Origin of the sequence: Pseudoalteromonas caenipelagi (assembly GCF_013140855.1) — a bacterium.
GTDB classification, from domain to species: Bacteria; Pseudomonadota; Gammaproteobacteria; order Enterobacterales; family Alteromonadaceae; genus Pseudoalteromonas; species Pseudoalteromonas caenipelagi.
The window spans coordinates 47,382-66,189 of the sequence record NZ_JABBPG010000007.1; the positions used below are offsets into that span (position 1 = coordinate 47,382).

An 18,808-nucleotide genomic window follows, 5' to 3' on the forward strand; every position below is an offset into this window, starting at 1 on the left:
CGAAGCGCGTTGTTTTACGGGGGTTGCATCGGTACTTGTATCAGTATTTGAGCGTAAAGTGCCGATGAATTACCGACTTTTTACTCATTCCTATTTAACAGCAATTAGACAGACCTGCGAGTGATCAACAATACTAACAGTTGCATGATGAGCAATTGTTGGTTGACTGATATGAAGTGGTGTTTATTGGTTCTAATATTTTGTAGCTGTGGTCAGCCATTTACGGCACAAGCGGCGCAGAGCAAAAATAGTTTAGTGGTATCAATGCACCCTTTAGCCCCATTTGTGATAGTTGAAAATGGTGAGATAAAGGGAGGTTTTATTGTCGACATTTATAAACAGATGGAGCAGTTAACTGGGCAGTATAGTGACATTCAATTAAGTTCGTTTATGCGTGGTTTAAACACCCTGCGCCGCGCCGCTAAACGTGTCAATTCAGCAAACTCGCAATACGCACCTCATGCACATTTGATTGTCGTCAGAACGCCTCAACGAGAATCACAATTTAAGTGGGTAGGGCCATTGTTATATGATGGCCCCGTGGTGTATAAACGCGCGAGTGATCAGCGCACTTATCGCAGCTTAGAAGACATAAAACAGCATGACGCCACTTGTGTGGCGCAACAAAAAGTAGCGGACACCGAAATATTTACCAGTGCCGGTATTATGTATCATGAGACTGCTAGCCAAGAGCAAGCGATTAGGTTGCTTTTACAGCCCAAAAGTCGATTTGATTGCACCATGATTGCGCTAATGAACACCCAACAAGCCTTGCAAGAAGCGGGTTATCCTTTAAATGCGCTCGAAATGATGTCGTTTCAATTGCCAGCACATGCCGTGTATATGGCTTTTTCAAAAGATACGCCCGACAGTGTGGTTGCTAATTGGCAAAAAGCGCTGGATACGCTTGATAGTTCAGGACAAAGGTTGGCCATCATTCAACAGTATATGCCTGCTTATACGGCTGCATTAGAAAAGGGACTAAAGGCGTCAGTCAAATGAGCAAGCATCTAATTTATAGGCTTATTTTATTTCCGTTAGCTTTTGCTCAATATCAATAAACAGCGACTGCATTCAGTGTTTATCTGTTTAGATCACATAATTCAAAGACTGTAGATAATAAGCGTTATTGGCATACAGCTAATCCTTCTATATTTTGGCTTTTCTACAGTTTTGTTTCTCTTATCTTATGTCAACAAACTCTGAACTTTGCGATATGTCACCGTAATGTCATGTAATTGATTCTTATTCCTCCCAGCAGTACCTTTAGGCTTTGAAGCAAGAGGTTAGGCATTTTACTCGGTACGCGTGGCAAATTTTAAACGCATCATTGAAGTGAATAGGAGTTCAGGAACATGAGTAGAGACGTTACTTTAACAGTTGAAAACAACACGAGCATAGCACTTATCTATGTTAAGAAAGACGATAAACACGGCAAATTTACTAAAAACCCACCAAAGAGAATAGAAGCAACAGGTTCGTGGAAGTGCAGCAGTGTGAGTGGCGGTGCTTACGGACCGGAGGGCTATGTGCTTTACCAGTTTGAGGGGCAGGATACGACAGTTAAATTTAAGTTTAATCACCCAATCGCTGCGACCAAAAGCAAATACGGTATTGAGCTTAAACCTTCAGACGCTGATTTTGAATATGAAGAAGAGCACTCTGGTGGACACACGCAAAAAGTGTTTTACAAACTTTATAACAAAAGTGAGTAGAGCGCGGCTTCAACACGAATCTAATAGTTTTAATTACAAGCACTTAATGTAAGGAATAAGCAATATGGCATCTCCTATCAATAACCCATTACATGGCGTTACCCTTGGCTCAGTGGTCCATTCTTCAGTTGGCACAGTATTTAAAGGCTCTGTTTTAAATATAAATGTGAGCAAGATGGTGGAGCAAGAAGGATCTGACGTGTACATGTCAGGGCAAAGCAGCTATGTATATAAAGATCGCATGAATGAAGGGTCATTTGGTGTATCGGGGTCCTATGGTGTTTCAGGGATCAGTCAATTCAAATCTTCTTTAGCGGCGTATGCGGGTAATGCGGTTGCACAGTCAAGTAAATCAATCACTGTCGATTACTCTGCAACATCTGTTGCTGGCGTACAATATATTGATTTTGAAAATCTCAACGTGGGAAGCTTCTTAGAGAGTTTAAACGACTCGACTAAAAGTGTATGTAGCGACGTACTTACAGCGTATAACAACGTCATTGAAGCGGCTGGCAATTTGGATGTCGATATATTAAGTGCTTTGAAGCATCCTAGTGATTACCAAGATTTTATTGAGTTAGTTAATATTTGGGTAGCACAAAGCAACGACTTCAGTCGGTTGCACGGCGATGGCATAGTGGTAGGCGTGACTTGGGGGGCGATCGGCTGTGTGCAAATGAATATGACCGCCCAAGATAAAGCCAACTCATGGCAATATGGCGGTGAGGCAAACTTTTCTTACGCGAACCCTGCAGCATCTATCAATGTTAAAACCACCTATGCGGGTAGTAACTCGAGCAATGATGCAAAAGTGGATGTGGATTGTAAATCTTTCTGGGCTGGCTCAAAGTTAGAAGAGCTAACGAACAAATGGTGTGGTGAATTTATAGGTAAGAGCTATCAAGCTCTAGCGGATGTTGACGTGGTGACTAAAGCGCCGAGCATGACGATAAAAGATACGCCAAAAATCCCAGATTTTGTAAAGCCTCTCGAAAATCCTACTTTAATCGAAAAAGTTGGCAAAATAAAAGACTTAGAAGGACTTGAAGTACTCGCCAAAGCACAAGCCTATGAGCAAGCCAAAGCAAAAGCCAAAGCAAAAGACAAAACGCTTACGTTAACTGAATTTCTAAATCAAACAGATGAACCTTCAAATACATCTGGTATATCGAAAACAATTCGCAATATTAAAGGTAATAATGTCAACACACTGGCATCAGAGGAAAAAATTGAAAGCAAGCGTGATGTTGAGCATCACTCGTTACAAGAGCTCTCTCGTTCAGCAAGTGTATTAAGTGCGACTGCTGATAGTGTGGATACAAGTTCAAGTGGTTTTTTAAATATTCAAGGATGTGTACCTCTTGGCGTGTGGATAGCGAATTGGGCGGATATTTTCCCTTGGTTGGCACGTGGATTTTATAACAATGTTGAAGACTTTAAGGAAATTGAGTCCTTACAATTACGGGTCATGGTGCAAGATTTTCTAACCCTGAGTAAAATTTATTATATTGCCGAAAGCTGTGGGATCACCGAAATAGCGAGAAAAGATACCTCGAAACCTAGCATTAAAAGCGGTTATTTGGCAGATGCCTTTGCAAATGGTGCGGCGAAGTTACAAAAACCAAACGCTGACATGCACGAGGTATATAAGGAGCTAGGGAAGGATGCTGGCGCGATTTATTCATTGTGGAATGAAGTGGGATTCTTACGAAATTGTGAGCTGGGATTGGGCCTTATCAAAGGAGATAAGTCGGTATCTGAAAAGCTCACTGGAACAAGTGAACGTCAATCTTATTCATTAGTATCTTGCCCATTTGACTTCGAATCTGCTAATTATCATGCGTTTAGCGACTTTTATAGTTTATTGCCGCTTATTACCCCTGATCAAGATATTTGGATCTTTGGTCCTGAACAGGGTGGGTTAAGCTCTATTTATGATAATGAAGTTGTTTTTTCAAAACCAAATGAAAAAATTAAGTACCTGTCATTTGACTACGATAAAACCCTTAAGGTGTTGAGTGCGCAAGACGGCAAGGTGACCTGCTATCCGATACCTTTTTCGGCAGCCGAAGGTGATATTGAGTGGAAAGGCATGTCTGTAAGTAGCAATGTGTCATCACAAAAAGGACTATTAAAAAATCTAACTGATTTGCAAGAAAGTTTAAATGGTTTGAACGCATGGTCGTTCAGTAGTAGCAATTGGCCTACAGATTGGACACCGAATAAGCCATATAATCAACAAGATATTCCTAAGCACTATATTGGACTTATCGACGAAATAGACACGATCATCTAGTAGCTAAGTAGTGCAACTAAAACACTGACAATGAGCAATTCAACATTGCTGCTTGTCAGTGTTTCCGTTCATTTTATTTTACTTCGAATGGCTTAATGCTGTACTGCTCAATTCATTATCACCACTTCCTGATCTATGCCGATAAACTGCTCCAGCAGGAGTTGTTCATTGTGTAAGTCGGTCACTTTCCAAGCGGTGGGTTTAAGGGTTTTTAAGGTGTGAATAAATTGCCCGTTTAAGTTGTATTGGTTTAGGTCAAAGGTTTGCTTATTCACACTATAAATAAAACCATTTTTAACCAATAAAGCCTTGCCATTTAGTTGCGTAAGCGCCCTAGCTGGCATTAAATTGGGCTCCAGCACACTGCTAAATACCTCGCCTTGTGCGGTACTGTAAATCAGTTGCTTGTGACTAACCCAGGCATTTTCAACACCACCGATGTTGTATGGTGTGAGTGTATTTGTATTGATGTTCAACTGGTAAAGGTGTGTTGTCAGTTTGTGCTTGATAAGCACCAACAGCGTGTTTTTATCAAGCCAGCTTAAAACCGAAAATAAAGGTTGGTGTGTACTTACAAATTTGCTTTCTGCTTTTAGAACAGAGCTTTTTAAATCAAAGCCTTTTAAATCATTACTTTTTATACTGGTGAGCGCCAGTTTGCCACTTTCTACCCAAGCGATAGTTTGACTATCCGCCGACCAAGCATAGCCGTGAATTTGACTGTGATTTTTTCGATGGGTTAATCGCACTGCATGACCTGAATTTTGCCATAACCATATTTCATCTTGCCCAGTTTGGTCGCTAATAAAAGCGATGCTTTGTCCGTTAGGGGCAAAGCGTGCGATGCGCTCTTGGGCGGGCGTGCGAGCCAAGCTAGGGTAAGGGGTGGCGACGGTGTGTAAATCATGGGGGGCTGTTTGCTCTAGGTTGTTGGTTAAGTCTATTCGCGCGAGGTCAATGTCTTTGCTGCCTTGTATCGCAACAAGCGTATGTTTATCTGGATGTGGTGCAACAGAAATCAAACGATTACTTGGAGTTGGTATTTCACTCACTTCACCAGTCAGGGAAATCTTAAAAAGTTTACGGTTATTAACGGCAAGTAAGTGCTCACCTTTTGCTGAATATACACCTTTAAGTGGCTCGAACAAGCCATGTGATGATGCGCTTTGTAGCGCAATTTTACGCTGTATTGTGCCTTGCTCATCGAGCAAGATAAGTAAGGTTTGTGCGTTTTTTGCTTGCGCAAACAGTGCAAACTGTTGGCGCTTGGCACTGTAATCAAAGTGATAAATATCGTGTTCATTGGATGAATACAGCGTTTTACTGGTTTTGTTTAAATCGTTGTAGTGCATTAACGAATAGCGGCTACCATTAAATTGCAAAAACGCATATTGATGATTCGCCAGTGCTTTTGGCATTGCTAATTGTTGTGCTTGGCATTGGTAGCGCTTATGGGGAGTTTGTGGGTGGCTAAGCGCTTGTGCAAAATCTAGGGTGGCCAGCGCCCAGCACTGGGTGGGTGTTTGCGTATTGGCTTGGGTTTTATCGCACGTATTATGCGCGGCAAACACTAATTCTCTGCCATCGCTCGTAAAGCTTATCGCCCCAAATTGCCCTGCATCTTCGCTCAGTTGCGTTTCTTTTCCAGTTGCCAGCTCTTTTGCCCAAATGTGGCTTTTGCAACCGCCTGCATAGCGATTAAATACCACGTACTGAGCATTTGGGCTGTATATCGCGTGAGACTCATGGGCATCTGTGCGTGTTAGCTCGCTCAGTTTAGAGTATTGAAGGTGCTCGGTGTCGAGCCAAAACAAGGTGATCAGCAATAACAGCAAGGTGCTAAAGACTAAGCCAAAAGTTGCTGGGGTTAACTTGAGTGCGCGTAGGTGTTTTTTGGTTGGTGGTTTTGTGTGCTCACAAGGCGCTGGTTGCCAAGTTACTTCGCTCAGTAGTCGATAACCAATTTTTGGATGGGTGGCAATAATTGTAGGCGATTTAGCGTCATCACCTAGCTCTTTGCGTAAGATGGCAATGCAGCGCTGTAGGGCATTGGGCACCACCTCAGCGCCTTGCCAAACTTGCTCCATTAAAGCTTGATGCGTGACCACTTCATTGTGATGTTGCGCTAACACATACAATACTTTGAGTACCTTAGGCTCTACTTTAGTGTGCTGCTCACCCTGCATTATCAACGACTGGGATAAGTCGATTTTAAAATCTTGAATATAAAAAATGACTGGCTGCATCGTGGTGGTTACTCAAATACATCTGGCCACAGTGTATGAGCTATTGAATCGCCTGTCTAGCTGAGGCTAAGCACTCTTTTGTGGTGTCAAAATTAAAATAAGCAGATAAAACAGTGCCTTATTTTCCATCAGTTAATAATCAGCTTTTTATAAGCGGCGCTTTGTGGTGTGTGTCTGATTGCTTGTGTTCACTGGCGATAAGTTACATAAACAAAGGCAATATAATGTGGAACAAAAATAGGCTTAGCATGTGCTATTGGACGGCTGGTTTTTTACTTGTTTTGGCAAGCACGGCAACTTGGGCAGGGCCACAAGCACAGCAAATTATTAACCGCGCGGTCAGCGCTTATGGAGGAGCAAAGCTCACCGAGCTAAATAGTATTACGGTGCGCGATAAGCAACTGCATTTTTCACAGTGGCAAAGCGCTCATGCACGCCAAGGTGAAATGGTGAGCTATTTAAATGAGCAGCAATTAGAGCTTGCTATCGACTTTAGCAACCAGCGCAAGGTTTTTAAACGCGCCACAACGTATTTGGTTGGTTCTCACGGCTCAAATAGCCCCAGTATTTTGCATCGGCTCTATAGCGATGGAAAAGGTTATGGCGTTGACCATGCTTTAGCGCAAACGATAGCGTCACAGCGGGTGACGTTTGCCAATGCTGACCTTGGGCAAAGCCAGTTAGTCGACACGCTGATTGTTAAGCAGTTAAATGATGACAAAGCGGAGAGCCTGTGGAGCGACATCGCATTTATTCAAGGTCAGGCACATGATGTACTCACTGTTTTTGCGGGCACAAAGCAAGAATATGTGGTGTACATTAATCGGCAAACTGGCTACCTAACACGGATGTTAAAAAAGCAGGGCGGGCAACTGATCAGTTATGATTTTTTAAATCACCAGCAAAGCCAAGGGCTTGTGTGGGCAAAGCAACTATTTGCAGGTACTGAAAAAGGGCCGTTGTTTTACTCAAGTGCCAAAGAGGTGACTTTTAACGTCACAGATAACACGCTGTTTTTGCTGCCAGAACATTACAAGCCTCGTCCAATTGTGAGCCCTGTGGATGTGTCAAAGCGTACAATTAGAGAGTTAGCTTCTGGTGTGTATTATGTGGGGCAAGATTGGTCATACTCTTTATTTATTGATGTAGGCGATTATTTTATCTCTGCAGGTGCTTGGCAAATGGATCAGCAAAGCCAAGATTGGCTGAGCAATGTGGCGTTACTGCGCCAAACAACGGGTAGTACCAAGCCTATCAAGCAACATGTGATCAGCCATCATCATAGCGACCACCTGATGGGTGTAAAAGATGTGCTCGCACAAGGGGCAGCTTTAATTGTTCATCCCAACGACCTAGCTGCCGTCCAGGCGCATTTATACATCACCCTAAAAGCTGAGCAACTCATTAAAGTGAGTAAGCAGGGACAACTTGCCGATGGTAAGGTACTGCTATTTGATGTGCCAAACAGCCACGCAAATCACAACCTAGTTATTTACCTGCCAGAACATAAATTACTGTTCACGGAGGATATGTTTGGTAGCAGCTTTAAAAAGGCGTTTAATTCACCTAGTAATTGGCCGGATATAGATGCGTATCATCGCCTCGCAGTATTGATGGATAAAATGGCGGAGCTTGGCATTGAGGTTGAACAGCTTGTGTCATCGCATCATTATCGCGTATTAAATACAGCGGATATTGAGCAGGCAAAAGGTCTAAAATTGCAGTCAAAAAAGCTGTTGTTCAAAAGGTTATTTACAACAAATTAAGCATGTTAGCGTGATTACAAGGTGTCTATTTGCGCAAAGTATTATTGGTTTGAGATGTGAGATTGAGAAACGATATATGTAGTCCAGCACACAAAATGGTAGTGTGGTGTCGCCAAACCAAAGATGCTTATAGATGGAAAAGCTTATCGTCATAGCGTTAGACAATTTATTGACCACAGTCAGTTAAATGGCGTCAGTCATAGTCATTAACGTTGGTATTCAGTTTGTGAGTAATAAAAATGGCGACCAAGGTCGCCATTTTTGCATGAATGAAATTTTAGTTTGTAAATCGACTACTCAGCGGCTGCGCGTCTTTGTTTAAAGTGCTCTTTGATGGAGCGAATGGGGTAAGTGCATAGGGCGCCTACGGCTATAAAGTTACATACCCACACCCCTACTTGATAGATGAGACCTAAATCGTGGTAATCGTAGTATGCGCGAGATATTAGTTCCATACCTTGTAACATCATATAGACAAGTGTGGTATACATGCAGATACGGGCTGTTGGTGAGAATGTACAGTCTCTAATCAAGTGTAAACACATTAGAGTCATCGCAAATGAAAACTGTACTATAACGCCACTAGTATAAAACAGCTTAATTTTCTCTAGCTGTTCCATGTTGAGTGTTAGAATGAATTGGTCTACTTCGGAAGCTATAAGGTGAAATATGAGCATAGCAAAGGCGGTTAAGAAACAAGAGTACAATTCGTGTTTTTCTACAGATACTAAATCTTTCTTAATGCCAAAAAATAGCTTCCAACGGAGTTTTGAGAACTGATGAACCCAAAAAATGACAACAAAGAGCTCAATCGTTTTGATGACCCAACCGAGACCATAAAAAATTTCATTCATAAATTATCCTTATTATTTTTCACCTAACAGTTACATGTATACACTGTCGGCCAATAACTGCTATTAGCATACATTGGTCTTGTTGCTTCAGAAGTAGCACCACCACCAACCAGTCCTGCTTTGTCTTTCGATAGCTCTTTTAGTTTTTTAGCTTTGATATTTAATTTAATTGAGGTTTTCATTATCCAATTCCTTATATCTGGTATACATTCCTCACCTCACTACCCAATGTTAACGCTTGGTACACAATATGGCAACAAAATAGTCAAGCTGATTTTGGGCTAACGGTTTGGTTTGTATGAAATTATTTATATTCTCATACCTAGTGCGATAACATATTCCGCATGTTGGCAAAGTTATGGTACTTTTTTCGGCGGCGCTGAACAATTAATTTAGTTAATTAGTAGCACTTGTCGGATATGTTTATTGATAAGCTTTATTCAATAATAAAATATATAGTATTCGTCGCGTTGATAGATAATGTATGCTTAATGCAATTTATTTATAAGCATGTTTATGTTGATTTAATCAATTAAAGCATGGGGAAGGTCGTGTTATTGCACGTGCGCACCGCGCCTTTTAGGTGACTGCTGATTGTGTGAGTTTATAGAGGTTTTAAAACAAACAGAGAATAGCAAAACAAGGTCATAATGACGAAGCAAGTTCAGAATGATAAGACCAACACGCAAGACGGCACAGCCCAAACAACACTTGCCGTCTTCTTGACGAAGGTCAGGATATCTTAAGCGAATGGCATGATATTGTTGCTCACGGTTTAAATAACCTCAAATGGTTGGCGTTGGTCAGCAAGGTGAATATACGTTAGTCACTTAACAGCCATTTACTATTTCAATGCACTTATCTACACCTGAGGTTGATAAAAAATACAACACTTTCACCTGAGGCTATTTTAGTAAGATCTCTAGCTGAGGCTGGTAATACGAGTGATGTGTAGTCGCAATAGCTTCTCGTTTACAACTCTTGCTCTACCATGGTTTTTATTTTGAGTGCTTTTTCAAAGTGATCGAGCTGGTGGGTGTGTATCCACCATGTGGCGGCTTCCATGAGTAGTTCGGGATCACTGTTTTTATTAGAAAAGAACGCATAAAAAGACAAGCCGACATTATCGCCTTTGTAGGCAATTTTACTGTTACAGACTTCGATCATTCGTGCTTTTAGACTGGCTCTCATTGAGAGTCCTTACTTTTGGAGAGTTGATGATGCTCAGTGTAACATTCATCGTTAAGCAATTGGGGAATAGTTCTGGGTTTGGGCTGTGTAGAGCAGCGATGTAGATACATAAAGCCACTCAAATACGACAGAACTGAGGTGTTTTAGTGGCTTTTATACGGTTAAAAACTAAAGCTAAGGCTTATTCTTAGGTTTATTAAACGTGCGACTGCGTACCTCAATTTCAGTGACTTCCGCTGTGTTGTGCTGACAAGCAAGTCGATAACCTTGTTCAAGTTTTGAGTTGGATAGATTTGCTTTGTCGGCGTCGGTCATTTGTGTATTCTCGTTGCACCGCACTTTGCACAGGCCGCAAGTACCACCGCCACCACAGTTAGAGGGCAGCACAATACCAGCAGCAGCCAAGCCATCAAACAAACTGATGCCTGTTTTTAATTCAAGCTCATGAGTTTGCTGTTGTGCCAGTTCAATGACCTTTATACGCTGTTTTTTAGATTTAAAAGCAAAGCTTAGTTGGCCTGCATTAAAGCGTTCAATCAACCAAGTGATGCCTGTCATAGACAGTAGCAGCGTGGCAATGGCAAACACAATAATGAGCCAATGATTAAAGCCGCCCGTGCCAAAGTAATCCATAAAGTGCAGGGTAAACATCAAATCACGCAGTCTGCGGTCGTCATTAATATGCGCAATGACACGCCCCGAATTACTATCGATATATACATTGGTATTTTCAGCATCGCTTAGCTTTACTTGCCACAGCGGGTTTTCGTGCTTTGGCAGCTCTGCAATAGGTGGTTGAAGCAAGTTTGCACTGATGATATTAACCGCACCTTTAAAAGACTTAAGTGCGATGGTGCGAGCTAATGTCTCGTTGATAGCTGCCTCTTGCCCCGAATAGGCATCCAGCAAAGTAACTTGCTTGGCCTGATAGCTATGAGCGCCTAAGTGATGAGTAATTTGATAATAAGGATGACCTAAAACCCACAGTAACTTGATTTGCTGAGCGGGTGCAAAGTCTAAGCTTTTTAATGGAATAAACGGAGCATTTAACTCGCTGGCAGCATGTGCAACAGGGCGAAAGTTGGCGTTTCCTGAGCCCTTTTTATGGTCCATTAAATTAAAATATAAGCCAGTAACAAGCCAAATAATCAGTTGTAAACCAACCAATAATGACAGCCATTTATGTAAGGATTTATTCAACTGCAACATCGTTAATTGGCTCCTTGATTGTTTGGCTTAAAGACGCGCTGATAGGTGAGCGTAGCCCCAAATACAGCCGCTAGCGTGCCCAGTAGTGCAATGAGTAGCAAGAACCAGTTGGCAACATTCTCACCATCGTCATAATCCATAATATGAAAGCGCCACATCCAATCAAACAGTCGCCAAAAAAAGTGACGCTTGGTGACAATAGTGCCTGTGTTCTGGCTGATATAAAAGGTGGGGGCCCAAACGTTGTCGAACACGACTTGCCAAACGGGTAAATGCCTTGGTGCAAGTTCGCTAGGTAGCTCACTTTTGTTGGTGATTAGCAGCACTGATGCTACGGCATCATCGCCTGTATATTGATGTTTAGCGATTTTTAACACTTGCAGCTTATCAATTAATGGCAGCAGTTGACCGGTTTGCGCATCTAACAAATGGCGCGTGTGGTTTTTATCAATAAAATGGTAAACCGGCTTTGCCAGTAACTGCGTTAAGGTTATCTGCTGTGCGCCGGGGTACTCACTGAGCAACTTGCTCAGTGAGTAGTTTACTTGGTTTAGTGCAATGGGTTGCTGGCTTTGGCGCTGCAACGATTCACCATGGATGTAGTGAATGTCCATCGTCACCATGTATAGCCCAGTGAGTGACCAAATAAAAAATTGGGCGCCGATAAACGCCATCAGCCATTTATGGTATTTCCTAATTGTTCTTATCATAATGTTGGATACCTTTGTTGAACTGCACAATATCAGCTTGCTTGACCAAACTATAGATAGCAGGTAGTACAAGCAATGTGAGTAAGACTGCACTACTCATACCTCCCACCATAGGTGCAGCAATTCGGCTCATTACCTCCGATCCCGTACCAGAACCATATAAAATGGGTAGTAAGCCAATAATGATGGTGGCAACTGTCATCATTACTGGCCGTACACGCATACCTGCGCCATGTAATAGCGCCTCGAGGTACTTGTGCTGGCTAATTGTTTGTCCTGTTTGCTGTGCATTGGCTTTGAGTTCTTGCAGTGCTTGGTTTAAGTACACCAGCATGATCACACCAATTTCAACAGCCACGCCAGCCAGTGCGATAAAACCCACCCCCACCGCAACCGAGAAGTTAAAACCTTCTAGATACATTAGCCACAACCCACCTATCATCGCCATAGGGAGGGTTACAATAATCATCACTACTTCACTTAATGCTCTAAAATTTAAATAAAGCAGTATGATGATAATCGCTAAAGTCAGTGGTAGTACGTAGCTGAGTTTTGCTTTTGCACGCGCCATGTATTCATATTGGCCTGCCCATGTGATTGAGTAACCCGCTGGCAAGTCTAGATTTTTGGCTAAATGCGCTTGTGCATTAGCAACATAGCTGCCAACATCCACACCGTCAATATCGATAAAGGTCCAACCATTTATACGGGCATTTTCACTTTTGATCCCCGGTGGACCTGTTTCAATATAAACACGCGCAACATCGCCCAGCGCAATACGCTCACCAAATGGGGTGACCACAGGCAAGCGAGCAAGCTGTTCAGGCGAGTCTCGGTAGTCTTGAGGGTAACGTAAGTTAACCGGATAGCGCTCTTGTCCTTCGATGGTTTGTGTGACGTTCATACCGCCAATTGCCGTGGCAACCACTTGTTGTACATCGGCAATATTCAAACCAAAGCGACTGGCTTTTTGGCGCGAAATATCCACTTTGATATAACGCCCACCGGCCACACGCTCAGAATAGACCGATGCGGTGCCTGTAACCTCGGGTAAAATACGCTCAATTTGCTGACCAATATCTTGAATAATATTAAGATCTGCGCCGGCTACTTTAATACCCACTGGGGTTTTAATACCCGTAGCCAACATATCTATGCGCGTTTTAATTGGCATAACCCAAGCATTCGTTAGCCCAGGAAAGGTAACTAGGTCGTTTAACTCAGCTTTGAGGCTTTCGGTTGTTACTCCTGCTCGCCATTGTGATTTAGGTTTTAATTGAATAAATGTTTCAATCATCGTTAATGGCGCAGGATCGGTGGCGGTTTCAGCACGGCCCACTTTACCAAATACGTTTTCTACCTCAGGCACGGTGCGAATAAGTTTGTCGGTTTGCTGCAGCAATTCGCGCGCTTTACCAATCGAAATACCCGGATAAGTGGTGGGCATATACATTAAGTCGCCTTCATCCAAAGGGGGAATAAACTCACTGCCAATCTTATTAACTGGATAAAAACCGATAACGGTTATCGTGATAGCCAATACGATAGTGAACTTTGGAAACTTCATCACTTGCTTTAACACTGGCATATACAGTGCAATTAACACGCGATTCAACGGATTTTTTCGCTCTGAGATCACTTTGCCACGAATAAAGTAGCCCATTAGTACCGGCACTAGCGTGATCGCAAGCCCTGCGGCTGCAGCCATTGCATAGGTTTTGGTGTAGGCTAAAGGGGCAAACATACGTCCTTCTTGCGCTTCTAAAATAAATACGGGCAAGAACGAAACGGTAATGATCAGCAAGCTAAAAAATAGTGCAGGGCCAACTTCCGATGCCGATTTAGCAACGATTTGCCAGCGGTTTTCATCGGTCAGTGGGGTTTTTTCCATATGCTTGTGCATATTTTCAATCATCACGATGGCACCGTCGGTCATCGCGCCAATGGCAATAGCAATCCCACCTAGCGACATAATATTGGCGTTGATCCCCTGCATGTACATGATGATAAACGACACTAAAATACCCAATGGCAAGGTAATGACGGCAACCAATGAAGAGCGTAAGTGAAACAAAAACACCATGCAGACAATCGCCACCACAGCCAACTCTTCGAGTAACTTGCTCCAAAGGTTATCAACGGCATTTTCAATCAGCTTTGAACGGTCGTAAACGGTGACGACTTCTACGCCTTTAGGTAAAGAGTCTTGCAATGACGCGAGCTTTGCTTTGACACCCTGAATGGTTGTTTGCGCATTCTCGCCAAAGCGCATAACCACTACACCCCCAACCACTTCCCCTTCGCCATTGAGCTCGGCAATACCTCTGCGCATTTGTGGGCCTAAGTTGACGGTAGCCACATCGCCAACTCGCAAAGGTGTGCCTTGTTCGTTGATCCCCAGTGGAATTTTTTCAATGTCGCTGACTGACTGAATATAACCCGTTGCCGTGACCATGTATTCTGCTTCAGCCATTTCAACCACCGACGCACCAGTTTCTTGGTTGCCACGTTTCAGCGCCGTTTGAATATGGTTCAGCGGAATGTTGTAGGCGCGTAATTTATCAGGGTCTACTTGCACTTGGTACTGCTTCACCATACCGCCGACGGCGGCCACTTCTGACACACCCGGTACGGTTTGCAATTCATATTTTAAAAACCAGTCTTGCAGACTTCGTAGCTGACTTAAATCATGTTTACCAGTTTTGTCGGTTAAGGCATAAATGTATACCCAGCCCACACCGGTTGCGTCAGGTCCTAGCTGTGGTTTGGCGCTATCGGGTAAGCTCGCTGCTACTTGGCTTAAATATTCCAGTACGCGGCTTCTGGCCCAATAAAGGTCGGTGTCATCATCAAAAATAATATACACATAGGAGTCGCCAAAGAACGAATAGCCACGTACTGTTTGTGCGCCCGGCACAGATAACATGGCGGTGGTCAGTGGAAACGTCACCTGATCTTGTACCACCTGTGGCGCTTGTCCTGGGTAGCTGGTTTTAATGATCACCTGCACGTCAGATAAGTCGGGTATTGCATCAACGGGGGTATTTTTTAGAGAAAACACTCCCGCAAAGGCGATGATCAAGGTGGTGAGCAAAACAAAAAAGCGGTTGCCCACAGACCATCTAATTACTGCTTCAATCATGCTGGCACCCCTTATTTATGATTTTCGTGCGCACTGTGCGCATCATTATTATCATCGGCTTTAGGGGTTATCTCCGTGATCACAAAGTCATCCCTAATTTCAAAGGTAAAGGTGATTTCATCCCCTGCGCTGAACTGGTTTAAATCAATTTCATCGCTGACTAAAAAGTCCATGGTGGCAGCAGGGCGGTTCCACTTTTCAATGGCGCCACGGCTAATATTTAAAACTCTATTTTCTTTATCGATAGCATTGATCAGGCCATCAACGGTTGCGCTAGACACCTCATCTGATGGCTGTGACATAATGTGAATGCCCGTTACTTGGTAGTTGCCCGCATCGGTTTTAGTTACTTCAAAGTGCAGAGTTTGACCGGCTTTTAAGGTGTTGATGTCTACTTGCTCGGCAACATCAAAGTCCATCGTCATCGCCGGCCAATCCCATTCTTTAACAGGGTCATGGGTAATATTCACCATGTTGTGAGAGGCCATTACGCTGTTTATTTCACCTTGCATCCAAACGGCATTGGCGGGTGCATTGTCTTCCATGCGTTTAAAGTCGGAGTTCTTGCTTGATTCTGAGTCGATCAAGAACTGTGCTGAGGTGACGACTTCATCATCTTGATTTAACCCGTCTAACACCTCGATGTACTGCTCGCCCACTCGGCCAATGGTTATCGCGATTGATTTAAACTGACCGTCACCGAGCGCTAACACTACGCGGTCTTGTTTACCGGTGCGGATCACCGATTCTTTAGGCACCAAGATCACTGGATCATCAAGGTTGGCGTCAATGGCCACTTGCGCAAACATATTGGGTTTTAGCTCATAATTTGGGTTATCAAATTTAAGGCGTACCCTTAAAGTGCGCGTTTTGCTGTTTAACACTGGGTAGACGTAATCTACGCTGCCTTGCCATGTTTTACCGGGCAAATAGTCTAGCGTCATGGTTACAGGTAAACCTTGCTTAATTAACGCGGTATCACGCTCGAAAACCTCGGCCTCAACCCACACCTGATCCAACTTAGCAATACTCATTAAAGTATTACCTGGTTTGACATAGAAGCCTTCGCGTATCTTCAGCCCATCAATGACCCCTGATTGCGGCGAGTAGAAGGTAATGGTCTGTTGGACCTGTTGGGTTTTTTCTAACTCACGAATAAACTGCTCAGATAATTGTAGGGCTTTTAGCCTGTCTTTTGCGGCATTAATAAGCGAACTATTGTTACGTTTTAGGGCGATCAGTAGCTCTTCTTGGGCATTTACTAATTGCGGAGAGTACAAGGTATATAAGGGTTGGCCTTTTTCGACAGGATTACCTACCGCTTTGATGAAAAGCTTTTCAATCCAACCATCAACCCTTGGGTGGATATGCAGTAATTGATCTTCGTCGTATTGCACATAGCCCACAGTAGATACTTGCGTATGCATGCTTTTAAACTCAACGGGAGCGGTTCTGACCCCAAGGTTATTGATTACGTGAGGGGCAATTTTAACGCTACCCGGACCGTGATTGTCACCGCTATCCTCTTCATAAACAGGCACCAAATCCATGCCCATGGGCGATTTTCCAGGTTTATCGCGACGATAATTTGAGTCCATTGGTGCGACCCAATACAGCGGTTTTTTCTCTCCTGAGCTACCTGTGTGTGCTGAATGTGAGTCGTTGTTTGAGTCTGTATTTTGCAAGCTTACGGTGATCCCCGCACCCAATGCTAGGCCCACTACTAAGGCAGTAAGCGTTGTTTTATTCGCTGACATTATTGCTCTCCTAGCTGCTTGGTTGGCTCAGTGATGCTGTGATTAGATTGGGTCAATAGATAGTTAATTTTGGCTACGGATTTGAGTGCATCCACATCAATTTTTAATGCTGCAATATTGGCATTAAGTTCTGTGATCCTTGCACGAACCACATCCGAAAAATCGCCATCGTCATTGGTATAGGCTGTCAATGCAGCCTCAGCTTGATGATGTGTTTGCTCTATAAGTTGCTGTTTGTATAGTGCTTGTCGCTCAGATAAACGCTGCAATTGTGCCAGTTCTTTTTCCAGCTCGCTGAGCATTTGTTTTAGCATGACGTACTTGTCTGTTTTGATGGCTTCAGATTCGGCCACGGCTGCCGCAACTTGCTTATCTTGTTTATGCTCGGTAAACAAAGGTAAGTCAAAAGACACCCCAACAGAGAACAAGTCTGCTCGGCTGCTGCCTGAGGGCATATCGTCGCGATAGCCGTAGCTGGCATTAACGCCCCATTGCGGCTGATACTGCTGTTCACTGAGTTCGATTGCCTTTTTAGAAACTTGGTGCTTTATATCAATTGCGCGCAGTGCAGGGTGGTTAAGCAGTAGTGTTACAGCGTCGCTGCGTTGGTATGCACTGGGTTTGAGATGTTGTGCATGTGCCAAAGCGATTTTTGGTAGCTCATTAGGCAGCACAATGGGTGCCGTGGCTGCTTTTAAATTTTGCAGAGTATCAAGACTATCTATACTAAACAGCTGTAACCACTCATTTAAACGCTCTAAAGCGGTGTCTCGCTTTTGCTGCTCTACCGTTAAACGGTCCTCAAGTTGAATGATTTCTAGCTGTGCTCGAATAACGTCTTGCTGCCTTGTTTTACCAATGGCACTGGCATAATTGGCTTTGGCGATTTGGGCCATTTGTTCAAACAAGGCTCGATCTTGATTGATTAATGCTATGGTGCGCTGAGCTAAATAGGCGTCTAACCACAGCTGTGAAATGAGTCGTGTGAGTTTGGCGTGGCGGTCTTCTCGTTGCAATGGGAATTGCGTTGCCGAGGTTTTTAGCTGATCAGATTTAATCGCTAAGCTATCGCCTCTTGGGAACATTTGCGATACACCCACTTTAAACTGGGTCATTCCTTCTTGTGCCAAGTCCCAGCCATCAGTCGGTAAGTTCATCATACCGATAGACACTTTTGGGTCTGCCAGCGTAAGCGCTGCAACACTCTTATGCTCAACAGCGCTTTGCTTTAAACGGCTGCTATGTAACCAAGGGTCGTTTTGTTGGGCCAGCGAAATGGCATCATTGAGCGATATTATTTGTTGAACCGTTTGCTCAGCATTGACACTTGCACAAAGTGGTATCAATAAACTCGCTAATGCCGCCTGTATAAATACTTTTGTCATGATTTACCAACCTAAATTGGATTTAACTTTATGATAATAAAACATTTTTAAATAAATGAGCGCAGTAGAAGATACACCAGATTTTAGGCGCACCTATCCCGTGTTAGGCAAAAATCGGCGGACGATAAAGAGAAGTGGTAACCGCGTGGGGAGATTGTGATAAAAAGGTCTGTCTAGGCTCTGCTAGGTGATATTCAAATGCAAGAAGGTGCATGGTATCGAGATAGACTACGGTTAAACATGCACTAGCAGGGCAAGTACATTGTGTATCACAGCAGTCCATGGCGCCTTGCATTTGCTCATGATCCATACTCACCATGCTTTGATGATTAGTTAGCGCCATTTCGCACGGCATAGTAGCCACAGCCATCGCTTGCCCTGTCAGAGCAATCAAGATAGCTAATGCAACTAATATGGTAGAAATTGGCTTAAACATGGCAAACTCAATAGCGTAGGTAATATCAATGCTACGACAATTTTTATGTTAAGTAAATTGCCAAGGTTTTTAAAATAAAACGCAGATACCAATATTCATAA

Annotated in this window: 14 protein-coding genes; 4 read left to right on the forward strand and 10 right to left on the reverse strand. The window is 43.3% G+C overall.

Annotated features, from left to right (window positions below; genetic code table 11):
• Positions 1 to 171: 171 nt before the first annotated feature.
• From HG263_RS15590 to HG263_RS15600, 3 genes are all read left to right on the forward strand, one after another.
• The gene (locus HG263_RS15590; RefSeq protein WP_171627015.1) at positions 172 to 1,002 is read left to right on the forward strand and encodes a substrate-binding periplasmic protein; all 831 of its coding nucleotides are present in this window, start codon (positions 172 to 174) and stop codon (positions 1,000 to 1,002) included.
• A gap of 353 nt (positions 1,003 to 1,355) precedes the next feature.
• Positions 1,356 to 1,715 (forward strand): hypothetical protein, encoded by a 360-nt coding sequence (locus HG263_RS15595; RefSeq protein WP_171627016.1) that lies wholly within the window; start codon positions 1,356 to 1,358, stop codon positions 1,713 to 1,715.
• Between the two features lie 64 nt (positions 1,716 to 1,779).
• Positions 1,780 to 4,011 carry a hypothetical protein gene (locus HG263_RS15600; RefSeq protein WP_171627017.1) on the forward strand — a complete coding sequence of 744 codons (2,232 nt, stop codon included), beginning with the start codon at positions 1,780 to 1,782 and terminating at the stop codon, positions 4,009 to 4,011.
• 107 nt (positions 4,012 to 4,118) lie between these two features.
• On the opposite strand, the gene HG263_RS15605 is transcribed toward HG263_RS15600, so the two are convergent.
• Positions 4,119 to 6,257 carry a winged helix-turn-helix domain-containing protein gene (locus tag HG263_RS15605; protein ID WP_171627018.1) on the reverse strand — a complete coding sequence of 713 codons (2,139 nt, stop codon included), beginning with the start codon at positions 6,255 to 6,257 and terminating at the stop codon, positions 4,119 to 4,121.
• Between the two features lie 224 nt (positions 6,258 to 6,481).
• Between HG263_RS15605 and HG263_RS15610 the strand changes: the two genes are divergently transcribed.
• Positions 6,482 to 8,023: an MBL fold metallo-hydrolase gene (locus HG263_RS15610; RefSeq protein ID WP_171627019.1), complete on the forward strand. Its 1,542-nt coding sequence runs from the start codon at positions 6,482 to 6,484 to the stop codon at positions 8,021 to 8,023.
• 293 nt (positions 8,024 to 8,316) lie between these two features.
• Here HG263_RS15610 and HG263_RS15615 read toward each other — a convergent pair whose 3' ends face one another.
• The 9 genes from HG263_RS15615 to HG263_RS15655 all read right to left on the reverse strand — a co-directional run bounded on the left by HG263_RS15615 (position 8,317) and on the right by HG263_RS15655 (position 18,707).
• Positions 8,317 to 8,877 (reverse strand): hypothetical protein, encoded by a 561-nt coding sequence (locus tag HG263_RS15615; RefSeq protein WP_171627020.1) that lies wholly within the window; start codon positions 8,875 to 8,877, stop codon positions 8,317 to 8,319.
• A 23-nt stretch (positions 8,878 to 8,900) separates the two neighbouring features.
• Positions 8,901 to 9,059 carry a hypothetical protein gene (locus HG263_RS15620; protein WP_171627021.1) on the reverse strand — a complete coding sequence of 53 codons (159 nt, stop codon included), beginning with the start codon at positions 9,057 to 9,059 and terminating at the stop codon, positions 8,901 to 8,903.
• Positions 9,060 to 9,849: 790 nt separating this feature from the next.
• Entirely contained in the window at positions 9,850 to 10,068 is a 219-nt protein-coding gene (locus HG263_RS15625; RefSeq protein ID WP_171627022.1) for a DUF6500 family protein, read from the reverse strand.
• Between the two features lie 174 nt (positions 10,069 to 10,242).
• The gene (locus tag HG263_RS15630; RefSeq protein ID WP_171627023.1) at positions 10,243 to 11,277 is read right to left on the reverse strand and encodes a 2Fe-2S iron-sulfur cluster-binding protein; all 1,035 of its coding nucleotides are present in this window, start codon (positions 11,275 to 11,277) and stop codon (positions 10,243 to 10,245) included.
• Between the two features lie 2 nt (positions 11,278 to 11,279).
• Positions 11,280 to 11,987: a PepSY domain-containing protein gene (locus HG263_RS15635; RefSeq protein ID WP_171627024.1), complete on the reverse strand. Its 708-nt coding sequence runs from the start codon at positions 11,985 to 11,987 to the stop codon at positions 11,280 to 11,282.
• The gene (locus tag HG263_RS15640) at positions 11,971 to 15,129 is read right to left on the reverse strand and encodes an efflux RND transporter permease subunit (protein ID WP_171627025.1); all 3,159 of its coding nucleotides are present in this window, start codon (positions 15,127 to 15,129) and stop codon (positions 11,971 to 11,973) included. The genes HG263_RS15635 and HG263_RS15640 overlap by 17 nt, the downstream gene beginning before the upstream one ends.
• 11 nt (positions 15,130 to 15,140) lie before the next feature.
• Complete coding sequence (locus HG263_RS15645; RefSeq protein ID WP_171627026.1) at positions 15,141 to 16,886, reverse strand: efflux RND transporter periplasmic adaptor subunit; 1,746 nt, start codon at positions 16,884 to 16,886, stop codon at positions 15,141 to 15,143.
• Positions 16,886 to 18,271: a TolC family protein gene (locus HG263_RS15650; RefSeq protein WP_171627027.1), complete on the reverse strand. Its 1,386-nt coding sequence runs from the start codon at positions 18,269 to 18,271 to the stop codon at positions 16,886 to 16,888. The genes HG263_RS15645 and HG263_RS15650 overlap by 1 nt, the downstream gene beginning before the upstream one ends.
• Before the next feature lie 103 nt (positions 18,272 to 18,374).
• Positions 18,375 to 18,707: a hypothetical protein gene (locus tag HG263_RS15655; RefSeq protein ID WP_171627028.1), complete on the reverse strand. Its 333-nt coding sequence runs from the start codon at positions 18,705 to 18,707 to the stop codon at positions 18,375 to 18,377.
• Between the last annotated feature and the right edge of the window lie 101 nt (positions 18,708 to 18,808).